General features: G+C 40.0%; 18 protein-coding genes. 1 reads left to right on the plus strand and 17 read right to left on the minus strand.

Annotation, left to right across the window (positions count from 1 at the left end; translation table 11 throughout):
- The first annotated feature begins 141 nt into the window (after positions 1-141).
- The gene (locus BGM26_RS12520) at positions 142-474 is read left to right on the plus strand and encodes a winged helix-turn-helix transcriptional regulator (protein ID WP_217040141.1); all 333 of its coding nucleotides are present in this window, start codon (positions 142-144) and stop codon (positions 472-474) included.
- Positions 475-662: 188 nt separating this feature from the next.
- Here the strand turns inward: BGM26_RS12520 and BGM26_RS12525 are convergent, their stop codons facing one another.
- The 17 genes from BGM26_RS12525 to BGM26_RS12605 form a co-directional block, all read right to left on the minus strand.
- Positions 663-1,844 (minus strand): MDR family MFS transporter, encoded by a 1,182-nt coding sequence (locus BGM26_RS12525; RefSeq protein WP_217040142.1) that lies wholly within the window; start codon positions 1,842-1,844, stop codon positions 663-665.
- A gap of 443 nt (positions 1,845-2,287) precedes the next feature.
- Positions 2,288-3,718 (minus strand): ammonia-forming cytochrome c nitrite reductase subunit c552, encoded by a 1,431-nt coding sequence (locus tag BGM26_RS12530; RefSeq protein ID WP_217040143.1) that lies wholly within the window; start codon positions 3,716-3,718, stop codon positions 2,288-2,290.
- Positions 3,711-4,235, minus strand: coding sequence for a cytochrome c3 family protein (locus tag BGM26_RS12535; RefSeq protein WP_217040144.1), 525 nt, complete (start codon positions 4,233-4,235; stop codon positions 3,711-3,713). Before BGM26_RS12535 ends, BGM26_RS12530 begins: the two co-directional genes overlap by 8 nt.
- A 417-nt stretch (positions 4,236-4,652) precedes the next feature.
- Positions 4,653-5,159: a TlpA family protein disulfide reductase gene (locus BGM26_RS12540; protein WP_217040145.1), complete on the minus strand. Its 507-nt coding sequence runs from the start codon at positions 5,157-5,159 to the stop codon at positions 4,653-4,655.
- A 12-nt stretch (positions 5,160-5,171) separates the two neighbouring features.
- Positions 5,172-5,306 carry a CcmD family protein gene (locus BGM26_RS12545; RefSeq protein ID WP_217040146.1) on the minus strand — a complete coding sequence of 45 codons (135 nt, stop codon included), beginning with the start codon at positions 5,304-5,306 and terminating at the stop codon, positions 5,172-5,174.
- An 18-nt stretch (positions 5,307-5,324) separates the two neighbouring features.
- Positions 5,325-6,035, minus strand: coding sequence for a cytochrome c biogenesis protein (locus BGM26_RS12550; RefSeq protein WP_254119260.1), 711 nt, complete (start codon positions 6,033-6,035; stop codon positions 5,325-5,327).
- Positions 6,035-6,718 (minus strand): heme exporter protein CcmB, encoded by a 684-nt coding sequence (locus tag BGM26_RS12555; protein ID WP_217040147.1) that lies wholly within the window; start codon positions 6,716-6,718, stop codon positions 6,035-6,037. The genes BGM26_RS12550 and BGM26_RS12555 overlap by 1 nt, the downstream gene beginning before the upstream one ends.
- The gene (gene ccmA / locus BGM26_RS12560; protein ID WP_217040148.1) at positions 6,715-7,419 is read right to left on the minus strand and encodes a heme ABC exporter ATP-binding protein CcmA; all 705 of its coding nucleotides are present in this window, start codon (positions 7,417-7,419) and stop codon (positions 6,715-6,717) included. Before ccmA ends, BGM26_RS12555 begins: the two co-directional genes overlap by 4 nt.
- A 258-nt stretch (positions 7,420-7,677) precedes the next feature.
- Positions 7,678-8,022, minus strand: a complete 345-nt coding sequence (locus BGM26_RS12565) for a hypothetical protein (RefSeq protein ID WP_217040149.1) — start codon at positions 8,020-8,022, stop codon at positions 7,678-7,680.
- Positions 8,019-8,390 carry a hypothetical protein gene (locus tag BGM26_RS12570; RefSeq protein WP_217040150.1) on the minus strand — a complete coding sequence of 124 codons (372 nt, stop codon included), beginning with the start codon at positions 8,388-8,390 and terminating at the stop codon, positions 8,019-8,021. The genes BGM26_RS12565 and BGM26_RS12570 overlap by 4 nt, the downstream gene beginning before the upstream one ends.
- A gap of 126 nt (positions 8,391-8,516) precedes the next feature.
- Positions 8,517-9,035: a cytochrome c-type biogenesis protein CcmH gene (locus BGM26_RS12575; protein ID WP_217040151.1), complete on the minus strand. Its 519-nt coding sequence runs from the start codon at positions 9,033-9,035 to the stop codon at positions 8,517-8,519.
- On the minus strand, positions 9,032-11,011 hold the full coding sequence (locus BGM26_RS12580) for a heme lyase CcmF/NrfE family subunit (RefSeq protein WP_217040152.1): 1,980 nt from the start codon (positions 11,009-11,011) through the stop codon (positions 9,032-9,034). The genes BGM26_RS12575 and BGM26_RS12580 overlap by 4 nt, the downstream gene beginning before the upstream one ends.
- A gap of 20 nt (positions 11,012-11,031) precedes the next feature.
- Positions 11,032-11,478 carry a cytochrome c maturation protein CcmE gene (locus BGM26_RS12585; protein WP_217040153.1) on the minus strand — a complete coding sequence of 149 codons (447 nt, stop codon included), beginning with the start codon at positions 11,476-11,478 and terminating at the stop codon, positions 11,032-11,034.
- Positions 11,479-12,435 carry a hypothetical protein gene (locus BGM26_RS12590; RefSeq protein ID WP_217040154.1) on the minus strand — a complete coding sequence of 319 codons (957 nt, stop codon included), beginning with the start codon at positions 12,433-12,435 and terminating at the stop codon, positions 11,479-11,481.
- A 497-nt stretch (positions 12,436-12,932) separates the two neighbouring features.
- Complete coding sequence (locus tag BGM26_RS12595; RefSeq protein WP_217040155.1) at positions 12,933-14,207, minus strand: L-cysteine desulfidase family protein; 1,275 nt, start codon at positions 14,205-14,207, stop codon at positions 12,933-12,935.
- 139 nt (positions 14,208-14,346) lie between these two features.
- Positions 14,347-14,511, minus strand: coding sequence for a glycogen biosynthesis protein GlgD (locus BGM26_RS12600; RefSeq protein WP_217040156.1), 165 nt, complete (start codon positions 14,509-14,511; stop codon positions 14,347-14,349).
- A 12-nt stretch (positions 14,512-14,523) separates the two neighbouring features.
- Entirely contained in the window at positions 14,524-14,787 is a 264-nt protein-coding gene (locus BGM26_RS12605; RefSeq protein ID WP_217040157.1) for a YtzC family protein, read from the minus strand.
- Positions 14,788-14,794 lie beyond the last annotated feature (7 nt).

A 14,794-nucleotide genomic window follows, 5' to 3' on the forward strand; every position in this document is an offset into this window, starting at 1 on the left:
ATTTCGTGTTTATTATTAGTTAGTTACTTTATGTAAGTAATTATAAATTTACAATTAACTAATGTCAAGTTAACATATTACAAGTAGTAATAGAATTATTTATTGTAATATGGTATTGTATTAATACAGAGGTGATTGAATATGAATAAGTCTTTAATTTGTCCTCGATTTGAAAAGGCAATGAATATTTTAAGCCAGCGGTGGACTGGGCTTGTTATTTACCAGCTGCTATCAGGACCTCAACGATTTTGTGCCATTGAGTCTGCTATTGGAATAAGTGGAAGAGTTCTTTCAGAGAGGCTAAAAGATTTAGAAAGTCAAGGTTTCATAAAACGTGAAGTTTTTCCGGAAACTCCAGTTCGAATTGAATATTCCTTGACTGATAAGGGTTTATCATTAGAACCTTTAATGAGAGATATAGAAAAATGGTCTCAAACATGGTTAGATATAGAAACATCAGAATTAGATGAATAAAAGAAGCTGACTCGCAGGTCATTGTAAAATGCCTTTTCGGAGTCAGCTTCTTTATTTTTTTGAAATTTTATCTTTTAAGTAGGCCCTTTTCTTAAACTTTAAGAAAAAGGGAGCTTTTCCATGTGGAAACAACTCCGTTTTTTACATATACAATTTTTAGAGGATTGACCAGCATTCTACAGGTTTTTTCATGAGGCAGAGACCAAGCTTTTCGTTTCTTTAATTTTTCTATCATAAACAATCGTCGTAAAGATCGAGATGACAAACAGGACGATTAATACCGTATAAAGCATCGAGATTCCGTGTAAATCTACAAGGATTCCCCCAAGCAGAGGGCCGATCATCCTTCCGCCGGTTGCCGTGCTATTAACGATCCCCTGGTAAAACCCTTCTCTTCCTTTAGGTGCGAGGTCGTTTGCGATGGTTGGAACTGCAGGCCAAACGAGCATTTCTCCAATTGTAAGAATAAACATTGCAGCAAGAAAAGCAGAAAACTGCTGAGCGTAGGCCACAACTACGAAGGAGACAATAAAAGTAATCATCCCAATAATCATTTGTGTTTTAAGTGATTTAAAACGCTTCACGACGCCATTCAGTAATGGCTGGCCAATCACAATGACTGCCCCATTGATCGTCCATAGCATGCTGTACTGCTTTAAAGAAATATTAAGCTCTTGTGTGTGAGACGCAATCGTGGTCATCCACTGAGAATAGCCTACCCAGCATAGTAAATAGCCAATACATAAAATTAATAAGGCATAGAGCTTCGTGTGATTTTTATTACCCATTTTTTTCTGAGGAGTAGATGATTGCTTTCTATCAACTGTATTGATTCCCTTGTATCCAAAAACGGCAATAAACAGAAAAATAATATACATCAAGGTATTCGCTACAAAGATCAGCTGGAATGAGTAAGATGCGACAAGCCCTGCAAGAGAGGCGCCCACTGCCACACCAAGATTTGCCGCAACATAGATCGCATTAAAAGCTTTTCTGCCGCCTTCCTTCCAGACCGAACCGGCCATTGCATACATGGAAGGAAAGACAATGCCTGAGCCGAAACCAACAAGAGTTAATAATACAACATAAGCTGGCCATCCATGCCAGAAAGTTAAACCAATTAATGATATTAATGTAAATCCAATTCCGATGAGGATCGATTTATAGCCTCCGATTTTATCGAATAGGAATCCTCCATATAAATTTCCGATCACGCTCGCCGCTGAGTTTAGCATTAGAACAATCCCCGCGACTGACAATGATTTACCTAAATGATCGTGAATATAAATTGTGTTTAAAGGCCATAAAAAAGAAGAGCCCGTTACATTCACCGCCATCCCAATAATCAGTAGCCATAAGGCTCGTGGCATGTAAACCGCTCCTTTACTTAAAATACATTTTATTGATAAGACTTTGTTAATGCACAATGTTGATAGAATGCATACTAGCGGGGTGGTTTTGCCTGAAGAGAGCTTTTTTGCGGAGCAAAACCCGCCTCTCGGAAGGTAAATCGATCCCGCGAGTATAACAACAATATCCATTTACAGCGCCAATGTTAAAAGAACCATAATTCTTCTGTGTATTTCGGTTTTCAAAATAATTTTATTCTCTTTTCTGTGCCCTTGCAACCTATTTTAATCGTAGCGTTCGAATCCAGAAAATGCAAAATATTCTCATGTACGGAAAATATGATTTCCATAAAAAATAGCTAGTAATTATGTCACTCATATTGACACCCGTTCATTCATTTGTCACAATAAAGAAAACACCATACAAACCGCATTTGTACAGTGTTTTCATAGTTAATATTTTTTTATTTTGAAGGAGGCTGAATCGCAGGGAAATAGCTGTTGATCGCATGCTCTTTCTTTTTGAAGTTATCCTTTTCTTCAAATACAGCCTTCTTCGCTTTTTCGATCTCTTTATTTAACTCTTCAAGATTGACACCTTTTTTAACAAGTTCCTCAATTCCAATTTGAATTGCTTTATTTGATTCTTCAATCGACGTTCTTAAAGAATCCATCGCACCTTGCGGATTATGGAAACCAGCTCCATTTTCGGCTGCTATGATATCCCAATGCCATTGTCCTTTACGAACATGTTCCTGTGCCTTCTTAATTTTATCCTCACTAACCCCGGAACTAATCATCTTATTTACATAGTAGTGGGAAGTGATTGAAATGTCCTCTGCCTTGTGTAAAGCGGCGATATGAGTATCTTGAATTTGCATGACACGCTCTTTTAACGCATCAAGATCACGATTGCTGTGGCATGTTGCACATGATTGCTCCATAGACTTCAGCGGTGACTTAATCCAGTGAGAAGTGATTTTCTTCTTCCCATCCGCTCGTTCATATGGCATATGGCAATCAGCACAGCTCACATCTGCCTTGCCATGAGGGCCTTCTATATGTGTTTCAAATTCTGGATGCTGCACTTTTAACATCGGTGTACCTGAAACATTATGAATCCAGTCTTTTTCAAAGCCTCTTTCTTTCGCTGTTGTTTCGTAGTATTCGTACATATCTTCAGGCTTAAATCCGTTTGCCCATGGAAACGTTACTTCTCCATTTTCTGGTGCAAAGTAATATTCAACATGGCATTGGCCGCAAACATAGCTGCGCATATCGTTTTTAGTCGGATTTGACAAATCAATTCCTTGCGATTCCATCGCTTTTATAAAGCTTGGACGAGTAATGCGAAGGTCCATTGTTTCCGGGTCATGACAATCTGAACAGCCAATTGGCGAATGTCCCATTGCCTCTGCCTTTGGCCAGATGACATCATTAAAGCTTCCACTCCAATACTCATCACCCATCTCTTCGATCATTTGTGGAACAGCAGTCGATTTACATGTTAAGCAGGAGCCGATTGATTTATCAGTAATACGTGCAGTTTCGCGGATATCTTCGTTTGCATACATATGCCCGCGGTCTTCCGTATACTGAGTTGCAAACCCATATCCGTTAAAAAGAATCGGTAAATATGGTTCTTTATCGGCATCATATTTACTCCGGTTGATTGATCCGCCATATTTTGTATCTTCTTCTTCCATCGTTTTCTGATAGCTGTCATATTGAAGCGGGAATAAATCTTTAAATGCTTCACTTCTGATTTCATCTTTTGACAAGCCTGTCGACGCTACACTTGCTGCATTTTTAGTTATGTCTGCACCCGAACAGCCTGAAAGAATCAGAATGACCGCTACTAGGAAGAAAAATGACCATTGATAAGTCCTAACCATTGTTCAACGTACCTCCTTTGTTTTCTAAAAGCTCCCCAGATTTAGGCGGTTTATAGAAATTCTCTGTTTTAAAGCCTTTGCCATGTGGGATTTCTTGATGGCAGCTTGTGCAGCTGTCTTTTGCATCATGCGAAACATTATCCACAGTGCTCTCATGGCAATCAACACAGTTTTGATTGATTACCTTGGCTGATCTTTCGGTCGCCAGCAGAACATCCGGTATTTTCTCTGACCCTAGTGTGTTGTAATACATATGGTTTAGGCCTGCTTTTGCTTTAAATGTCAGCTTTCCTGTTTGCGTTTCATGAGGCAAGTGACAATCATTACAAGCAAGCTTAGCATGGGTCGAATCAGTAAAGGATTCATGCACACTCGTCATGATGTGGCAGCTTTGACAGAAATCGGCTGAGTCCGTGTAGGCGAAAGTTTTAGCCGTCACGGCTGAAATAATGATTCCCGCAAATACTCCGATAAAAATTAAGATTTTTTTATCAATAGCGAATAGCTTTTTTAGCATTTTTTTCACCTCCCTTTAAGAAAAGCGGAAGCGCCTTGCCCAGGAGTGACAAGCATAAAATGTGCTGGCGTGAAGGTTGGTCTTTAAACTTCTCGACGGATTGGCGAGTCCCTAGGTGCTGGAGCAGACCGCTTTTAAAAATTAGGCTCTGTTAAATTTGTCTGTTGATTTCCGCTCCAATTAACAGGGTGCAAAAATCAACATTGCGCTTTAACACAGCAAAAAATTTAGAAGGCTATTTTCGTAAAAATTACTGCTCTTGTAACTTAGCTAATCGCTACTAAAATCATTTTTGAGGGACTTGAAGCAATCACTAATTCATAAATTGTCTTTTTTCAAGTCTCTCCCGAAAGCAATATCTTCTACAAAAAAAGCCTGTTAAACATATATTAAAACGCTGATAACAGCATTCTAATCCTATAGTTTGGAAATATTCTCTATAAGTTCTATCAGTTTTTTCTTTGTCGTTGGACCTACAAATCTCTCAACAATTATCCCGTTTTTATCAATTATAAGCGTATCCGGCTGGCCGATTACGCTGTATTCTTTTGATACGTCTTCTTTTGTATCTAGTAAATAAGGCAATTTAGAGTTGGTCTCCTTGATATATTTCTCTATTCGCTTCGATGATTCGCCTTTAGCGATCAGCAAAAGTTCCGCATCCTTGTATTCTGCCGCGAATGCTTCTAACTCTGGTGCCTCATCGATACATGGCTGGCACCAAGTAGCAAAGAAGTTTAAAACAACGACCTTCCCTTTATAGTCAGATAACTGATATTCCATCCCATAAATATCCTTCAGGTTAAAATCAATTGCCTCATCCCCAGGATTTGCGGACACTTTTCCGCTTAATCCATTCACTAGGATTCCGATAACACCTGTAACAATGACGATCACTATGAGAGGTATGAGCCTTTTTCTCATTTTCTCACCTACTTATTTTGATTCTGACTGCCAATCTTCAATCAACTGAATCTCTTTTTTTAGCTCCTTTTGGCGTTTGCCGAGAATAAAGATATATCCTGCCAATAAGCCCCATATGACTGAGTAAGCCATAAATAAATATTGCATTATTTCCGCCTCCTATTTTCAACTTGCTAGTTTTTCAATCACTTTCATTTTTGCCTTTTTGACAGTTAGCCGCATTTTTTCAATTTCGGTCCCTTTGCGCATCAAGAAAATATAAAGTAAAGTGATCGTACCGATGCAGAATAATAGGGTAATCAGCATGTCTGGCTCAATTCCCCCGCCTTTCTGATTCTTCCCATCTCCGAACACAACCGGGTGCAGCTTCGTGTTCCACCAGCGGATCGCCATGAAAACGATAGGGACATTGATACAGCCAATGATCCCAAAGACGGCGGATAGTTTAGCAATCTTTTCCCATGAGCCTTCCATTTTACGAACGAACAAATAAGCGACATAAATAAACCAAAGAATTAAGGTTGTTACTAATCTAGGCTCCCAAGTCCACCACGTGTTCCAAGCGGATTTCCCCCAAATCATTCCTGTTACGAGCGCGATTGTTGTAAAAAGCACGCCTATTTCTGCCGAAACACCCGCCTTAATAAAGTGGGATTCAGTCGGTTTTTTTAAAGTTAAAATACTATAAAAGCCGACAACAAAGAATGCTAAGAAGGCTACCCATGCAGAGCCGACATGAAAGTAAAATATTTTCTGGGTTACACCCATTTGTTTTTCAACCGGTGACCAGATAAAAACTAAATATAAAGCAATGAACACGGCCGGCACGAGAATCATATAAAGAATACGGTCAATCATGGCTGACGGTTGTTTCATTACGATCCCTCCATCAAGTATTCAAATAGAAAAAAGCAGGCTGCAAAAAACAGCAAGTCATACCCAGCCATAAGCTGCAGCCATGAGATGGCATCCTGGATCCCGTCTTGGCCAAGGACAACCTTGGTCGCCTGGACAGCCGCGATCATCAGAGGGCTAAGCAGCGGAAGCAGCAGAACCGGAAGCAGCATCTCGCTATTTTTCGCATTGGCAGCTAGTGCTGCTAAGAATGTTCCAACGATGATAAATCCGAATGTAGCTGTAAAAACAATCAAGAGAAACCAGATAAAATAGCCATTAAATCGATAATCAAACAAGACGAATAACACCGGAATGCTGACCACCTGTACCGTTATCACAAGTACTAAATTAGCAATTACCTTACCAATGTAGATACTAGCTGGGTCAATGGGTGCGATCATTAATCCCGTCAGGCTATCATTTTCTTTCTCTGCTAAAAATGACCGGTTCAGCCCAAGAATCCCGGAAAATATCGTAATCACCCAAATCAAGCCCGGAATAATGGCCTTTATAGTATTATTAGTGGGGTCGAACGCAAAGCTGAAGATAAGAATGACGAGACTTGAAAAGATAATCATCATCCCGATTGTCTGTTTTGATTTCAGTTCATTTCGTATGTCCTTACTAGCAATGACAATCGCATCTGCGAAAAGCGTGATCATGTTCCTCCCACCGCCGCTTCATACCACTCTTTTAACGATTGCAAGCCTGCCTCTTGGTCAATTTGCTGACTTGTGATCACTCTCCCTTTATTTAGGACGGTCACCCGATCACATACTCTCATCACCTGTTCAAAATCATGCGAGATTAAAAGAATCGAAATTCCTTTACTTTGCCTTTCCTTAATTAGGCTGTTCAGAAGATTAATTGCTTCCTGATCTAGGCCTGTATGTGGTTCATCGAGAAGAAGGACGTCCGGCTCTGCAAGCAGGACTCGGGCAATCGCGAGGCGCTGCATCATTCCTCTTGAAAAAGAACGGATTGGCAAATCTTTAAAATAATGGAGTCCCACTGCCCTTAACAGCTCCATCGCCCTTTTTTCAATATTTTTTACTTTGTAGAGTTTTCCATAAAACAGCAAATTTTCTAGTGGTGATAATGAAGAATACAAAAAAGATTCATGTCCTAAATAGCCAATCTTCTTTTTCAAAAGAAGTGATTTCTTCCTTGTTTTCTCCCCGTTCAGGCGTATTTCTCCACTTGTTGGCTGCATAAGGCCGGCAGCAATCTTAAAAAATGTACTCTTCCCGGCTCCATTCGGACCTATAATGGCTACACTCTCGCCAGCTCCCAAAGCTAATGAGAAGTTCCTCAAGATGATCTTATCGCCAATCATTTTTGTGATATTTTTCATTTCAAGCATATGATCCAACTCTTTCTGTCAGAGGTTGTTAATATAGTGTTCATGGCTGTATTTTTTGTTTAGGCTCATTTCAAGTAAATTGTTGCTTTATAGCTAAAGTATTTCACTGCATCATGAACCCCTTATGAGACCCGCTTTTTCCTTTTCGGGGAGTTTTCTGGACTCATGAATTCCTTTAGACTGAAAACTCTTTTTCTAAATGACTAGTACAGTATTAAAAGCAATAATGTATAAAAAAGGAACAGTATGGTGAAGGTTCTATGTGAATCGAAGCAGATCACTTTTTACATTTTCAAGATGCTTCTTGTATTCCTCAAGGCTTTTGACATATTGCTCTTCCGCCATTTCACCCTGTTTCTTCTGCATCTCCAGCCGGGTTATTTGCTCTTCAATGACGGCTTTTTTCTTTAGTAACAGCTGAAACTGCTTTTCATCTGTATCTGGCTCTTGCTTCTGCAAAAGCTTTCGACTTCTAACTATTCCAATGACAACGACCACGAGCAAAAAAATCAGCATAACATGAGGATCAAGCTTATTTAGGAATGGCGTCTCAAGCCAAAACGATACAAGCCAATCTGGATGGAGCGGCGGGACATCAATCATTCTTTGATCCTGCCCTTCTGCTTGCGGAGCTTATTTAACTCGGCTAATATTTCACGCTCGATTTCATCAGCTTCGGCTTTACTTTTTGACTCGTCTGTTATTCCTTTATTCCCCATTTTCATATAGTCTGCTGCAAGAAGTTGATAACGCTTTTTCAACGTTTGAAAGTCATCCTCGGAAATTTTCTTCATAAGAAAATCCATTTCAAGCTCATTTACAGTTGCATAAATCATCTCTAATGGCAGTTCAAGCTCATTTCCATCAACGGCTGCCAGCGTATTTCCCTCACCGCTGAAAAAAGGAGCAACAATAAAATAAAAACAAGTAATAATAACAATGGAACCTCCGAGTAAAAATAAATAATCCATATTGATCGCTCCTTGGTTTAGAGGTGGGAGGTCAGGGTTGAGATTGGGGGAAACCAGTGAATACACCGATTTCCTTTTTCCCTTCCTTGCTCTCAACCTTATTTTCCTTTAAACTTTCATACTACGTTAAAAATGCTTACGCCTTTCCTCTTCAAAGGTTATTTCAATTATTTCTCGCTCTGTTTCAGTTATCTCTTTTTCTTCAATAGGTATCGAACACGATTCCGCATTTTTGTTTGTCAGTTTCTTGATTCCAAAACCGACAACAAACGCGCCAAATAAAAAGCCAAATGCTGGGGCGACCCAAGCAATCAAATCGCTGCCTTTCGCGGCCGGTGTTCTTAAAGCAGCTTGGCCGTATTCATCAACATATGACTGCAGAATCTCACTCTCTGATTGGCCATTATTGAGAGCCTCCAAAACTTCTTCATAATAGACTTTTTTTACCGTACAAGTTGAGATATCATGATCAGCATGCCCTTGCATATCAAGCTGGTTAATTACAAATTGGAACTCTTTCGAATTGTAATCAAACACTGATTTTGCCCTTGCTCCCTTATAATCAAAGCCGAGATCAATCACTATCAGGGAAACCGCGAACGTAATGGACCGTTTTAATAACTGCCTTCTAGTTAATGTCTTCATACCCGAACACCCGCGTGTTGACCGCGCATTCGGAATGATGCAGTCGTTTTTCCCCCGATCAATGCAACAGCAGTCCCGATCATCATCAGAATACCTCCTGCCCAAATCCAGCTAACAAAAGGATTAATTTTGACTACAAAGGTAACCTTCTCTCCGTTTTCCCATGAACTGAGCACAACGTAAAGATCCTCACTCCAATTCGTTTTTATCGCTACTTCCGTGGATGGCTCCGGCCAGGTTGCATAAAAGATCTTTTCCGGCTTGATCATTCCAGCACTTTTTCCTTTATAGGAGACAGCGATATTAGCAAACACAATTCCATTGCCATTATTCGTTGTTTCAGACAGTTCTTGAAAGGTCAGCTCATAATGTCCGACTTTCATGCTTTCGCCTTTATTAACCGTCTTCATAACTTCTTCGGAGTACGCATTAGATGAGATCACACCGACAGCGATAAGCGCCACTCCAATATGAACGATATAGCCTCCATACCTGCGTTGATTTTTTCTTGTTAATTGGATCGCTGCTTTTATGAAGCCTTCCTTTGTCGCCTTTCGCCGTGCTTCCATTCCCCGCCAAAACTCAAGCACGTGCACAGCGAACATAAATGCCGTAACCGTTAATCCGGTGATGGCGTATATGCCCCTCACCCCCGTTACCACAAGGATAATAGTAAATATGATGGCTACCAGCAGAGGGGCAAGGGTATTTTTTAAGAAGCGTTCAAATACCGCTTTTTGCCATGAAATGAGCGGACAAATGGCCATTAGTAAAAGGAGAGCCAGCATAATCGGCGCCATCACTTTATTAAAATATGGAGCACCTACGTTTACTTTCGTTCCGGTTACTGTTTCTGAGATCAAGGGATACATTGTTCCCCAAAAGACTGCAAATGCGGCTGCGACTAAAATAAAATTATTTAACAGAAAGCTGCTTTCCTTTGAAAAGTAAGATTCAATCGGCTGGCTTTCTTTTTTTATCAGATGATAACGGGTGGATACGACGTAAATGGCAAAGAGCATCATAAATGCCATAAAGACCAAGAAATAAGTCCCGAGATTGCTGTCACCAAACGCATGAACACTTGTTAAAATTCCACTTCGCACAAGAAAGGTGCCAAATAGTGAAAGGATATAAGACAAAATGATCAGACTTAAATTCCAAGTTCTTAGCATGTTTTTCCGTTCTTGAATCATAACCGAATGCAGGAATGCCGAAACGGTCAGCCACGGTAAAAAGGATGCATTTTCAACCGGGTCCCAAGCCCAGTATCCACCCCAGCCTAGCTCAAGATAAGCCCACCAGCCGCCAACGATGTTACCGATCGTCAAGAACAGCCATCCCGTCAATGTCCAGCGTCTCGTTAATTTAATCCACTGGGCATCCATCTTTTTCATCAGCAGCGCAGCAATGGCGTAGGCAAAAGGAACAGCCAAACCGACGTAGCCCATATAGAGAGTGACAGGATGGATGACCATGCCAGGGTTTTGGAGCATCGGATTCAATCCTTTTCCATCGACAGGTATTGTCTCCGTCATCTCAAATGGGTTCGCATTTAAGACCATGACAATATAGAAAAATAGCTGATTTACGACTAAAATATTTGAAACATATGGAATCATAATGTTTTGTTTCTTCTTATTTAGAACAATAATGGCTGCATAAATGCTTAATAAAAACGTCCAAAGTAATAACGATCCTGCGTTTCCTGCCCAAAAAGCTGCTAACTTATATACGAGTGGAAGCTGCAGATTTGTATAGGCAGCTACATACTTATATTGAAACTGGCTCGTACCGAGTATATAGAATAAAAGGAATGCGGAGATGCTCGTCACGAATGCAAGGGATAAGACCCCTCCACGTGCACTTTCCAGCCATTTTGGGTTCTTTGTTTTTAAGCCGATGATGTTAGCAGCTAATGAGTACAAGGAAATGACGATGCCTAGTATGAGTGAGATATTTCCGATTAAATACATGATGTCGCCCGCCTGTCTAATTAGTTCTGCTTATTTTCATTCATCTCTTTATGCATCTTCGAGTCATAGTTTTCTACGTCTTCTCCTTCATACTTGGAAGGGCATTTTGTTTGAACCTTTTCCGCTTCAAACACGCCATTTTCCTTTAAAAATCCTTCGACAATCACAATGACATCCTCCGAAAAATTATCTGGCTTCACACCCATATAACGGATGGGAAGAGAAGCCCCGCTTTCTTCGGAAATTTCAAACTTCAATTCAATTTTGTCTGCATTCCAATCAATTGAGTCCTGCTTTAATAACCCTTGCGTCATTATGTATTCATCCTTTAAGGAATCCTTCTTATTTAGCAATTCCTCTATCGTAACTTCCTTGCTGCCTGCGCTTGGCATAGTCGAAAAGAACATGATCATGATCGCAGCAGCGAAGAGAGATAAACCGAACATAATTTTTTTATTTTTAGACATTCATTTACCTCCTAGTTTTTTCAGTAGTTCGCTATATTCTTGTTCAGAGATGCTTCCTTCAAGGAGCATTGCTCGTAAGCGTGATTTCTTTGCTTTGAATGCTGATGGTTTCTCGGGTTCTGTTCTATGTATCATCATTTTCTTTTTATTCAGGAAGAAAACGATCAGCAATGCCGAAATGACACTGAAGCCACCGACGGTTGAGATGATTACCCAGATAGGGATGGTTTCATTTTTCTTCACTGCTCCTTCACCATGGGTCGGATTGCCAGCCATTTCTTCCATTATTTCCATTGTCGTTTTTGATTCTGCGCGTTGATATTGAAGCTGGAACTCTTTTACCTCATTAGGCTTCATCCCTTGAATCTGATATAAGAACATATTCATGCCATAAGGATTTTCCTGGTGTGAATCGGCCTGAGGGTTTAATTTAAAGTTTTCAGTTTTTAATGGTTCAAGAAAAACAACACTTACTAGACGGATATCTGCAAAGCTTTTAAATTGAAAGGAAAGCGTTTTTGTCTCACCGCCCGCTTTTATTTGCCCCGTATAATATTCAATAACAAATTTATAAGCTTCTTGTGGCTGAATATCCTCGCTTGTTTCCCATGTAATCATGCTATTTTTTTCATCAATTTTGTATTCGATTTCGTTCATCTGGGTGAAATCGCGATTGTAGTCAGCAACAAAGCCGATTCGAAACTCGTCATCATTCATTGGAAGGGGAATTTCAATCTGGCCCTTTTTGGGTTTGTCGGTATTATTTATTAACGAACCATGATATCCAACTAGCAAGGATGGATGATCTTTCACTTTATCATTCGGGTGATTGGCGTATTCAGGCATGATTTGTATTTTTAATTCCTCCATCTTTAAAATAGGTGCAGCAAGAGAAAATCCCGGCATGCTAAGGATAAGGAAGGTAGCCCCTATTAAAGACAGGATTATTTTTTTCATTGTTAGACATCCTTTCTTAGCGAATGCTTTTTTCGTTTTTCTATAGTAAAATCATCCTGAAAATATGGATTTTTTGTGAACATATTCACATGTTTTCTTCTGATGAGGAATACATCACCATTTGGGATGAAGAATGAATTTTTTTAAAACTGCCTACCTTATTTAAACCATTTTAGAAGAGGTTACTTCTGTGACCAAATTCACAGTTCTTCTGTTAGATCTTTACTACTTTGTGAACGTTAGGAAATTGGAGTGTTAACTTTATCAAAGAAGGTAAAAGGATGTTAGATTCCCTATTTACTGACTTTCTTTGATAATTCATTTATCCTAAAACAGAAAATCCGCCGCCAATTAATTGGCAGCGGACAACTTACAACAACAGTTATTAAACTTGTATAGGAGTATATTTACCTTTTAAAAAAGCCGTTTCTCAAAATCTTACCCATATTGGATAAGAGATGCTTCAGTGAATATCTTTAATGAATCAGCTTATCTGGTTATTTCTCAAGCATTAATTTTAAAATCAATTCATCTGTCTGCCGTGTTCCTTCATTCCCTAGCTTACAAAAGCTTTCAATGCTTTTTTCCACGTCATCATGAATAAATCCATCAGTGGAGCTGATTTCTTGAGCGTTCAGTGCTAGTAGAGCTGATTGGACAGCGACATTGGAACATGTCGAGACCTTCATGGCACAGCCGGCCTTTGCGCCGTCGCAGATCATTCCGGATACATTACCTATTGTATTTTGGACGGCCGCTTTAACTTGCTGAAGATTTCCATCAAGCAAATAGACTATTGCTGCACTCGATCCCATTCCAGCTGCAGTCACGCCACATAAAGCGGAGAGCCGGCCAAATTTAGATTTGATATGGATTGTAATTAAATGACTTAATGCAACAGCACGAATCATTGATTCCTCCGGTACTTGCAACTTCTCCGCTACTGCCACTACAGGTAAGGTCACTGCAATTCCTTGATTTCCACTTCCAGTATTGGCTATAACCGGAAGTGTCGAACCTGCCATCCTTGCATCTGAACCTGCTGCAGCAAGGGACATGGCGGCAGTGGCCAAGTCATCTGATAAAAGACCCTTTTTCACATTTTCTTGCAGGGTTTTTCCAACATTTAGACCATAGTTTCCAGAAAGCCCTTCTTTCCCAATTACCCGGTTTAATTCAATACTCTTTTTTACGATTGCCAAATCCTTAAGATCTACCTGTACAACCCACTCGTAAATTTGGTCAATGGATAGATCTTCTATCTCTTCTTCATCTGTTTGAATGCCAATATTCTCGCATCCACCTCGGAATACAGCTTTGCCATCGACTTCAATTAACGTGATATTACTATGATTATCAGAGATTACTACTCTAGAAATCTGCTGATCTGTTTGAATAATGACTTCAATATAAAGTCTCTTCGGCGTTTCCGCTTGACTAGCTGTAACCTTCCCATCCTCAATAAGCTCTAAGGCCGACAGCTCGTCTTCCTTTGTAAGCCCATCTAATACTTCAAGTTTTTTCTCCGGATCCCCAGCAACAGCCCCAAGAGCTGCAGCAAAATCGAGACCTTTGGCTGACATCCCAGGAATACCCACTGACTTTGCATTTTTGATGATATTCCCGCTTGCTTTTACACTTATCTCTTTTATATTTCCATTCACATGGCTTTTCGCTGTCGCCGCGGCTAAGGCAATCGCTACCGGTTCAGTGCAACCAAGTGCCACAACCAATTCTCTTTCTAAAATAGTTAAGATCTTTTGACCCTTCATTGTTTCCCACCCACCTTTTGTAACATAAATAATAACAGAAAAAATGAAAGATTCTATGGGAAATTTTCCAAAAAGATGAAGAAATTTAAAGAATGAAAAAACCCCAATGCTTGTGCATCAGGGCCTTAATTAGATTAACTTATTCTGGATGGAATTTCGATTTAACCGGCTGGCCGCCTCGGTTTTCATACTTTTTCTTTGCTTGTTTGACCAAATCAACATCTTGTCCTAGTTCGATATCGTTACTATTGATGCCATTCCGGGTTTTCTGTTCCGGGTTATTTTGTTTCGAGCGCTTTTTCAATTCGTTCACTCCTTAGTGCGGAAGAGTAATCATTTGGTTTTGAAGTTGTTGCAGCTGAAGCCTCATTCGATGGAGCTGCTCCCGCTGTTCTGAATTCGCGCTGTGTGCAAGCTTCGCTAAATCATTATAAGCATCTTCAAGGGATTGAAGTGCATTTGTATAGCCAATATCATTGTAATGCTCCTGAGTTCTTCCTTCTTCAAGTTGGTCATTTGCAAAGTTTAACGCGTCCTGACATTGCTGGAGAAGTGCATTAACAGAATCACGGGTTGCCATCATATCC

Origin of the sequence: Bacillus sp. FJAT-29790, assembly GCF_019039215.1 — a bacterium.
Lineage (GTDB): Bacteria > Bacillota > Bacilli > Bacillales > Cytobacillaceae > Cytobacillus.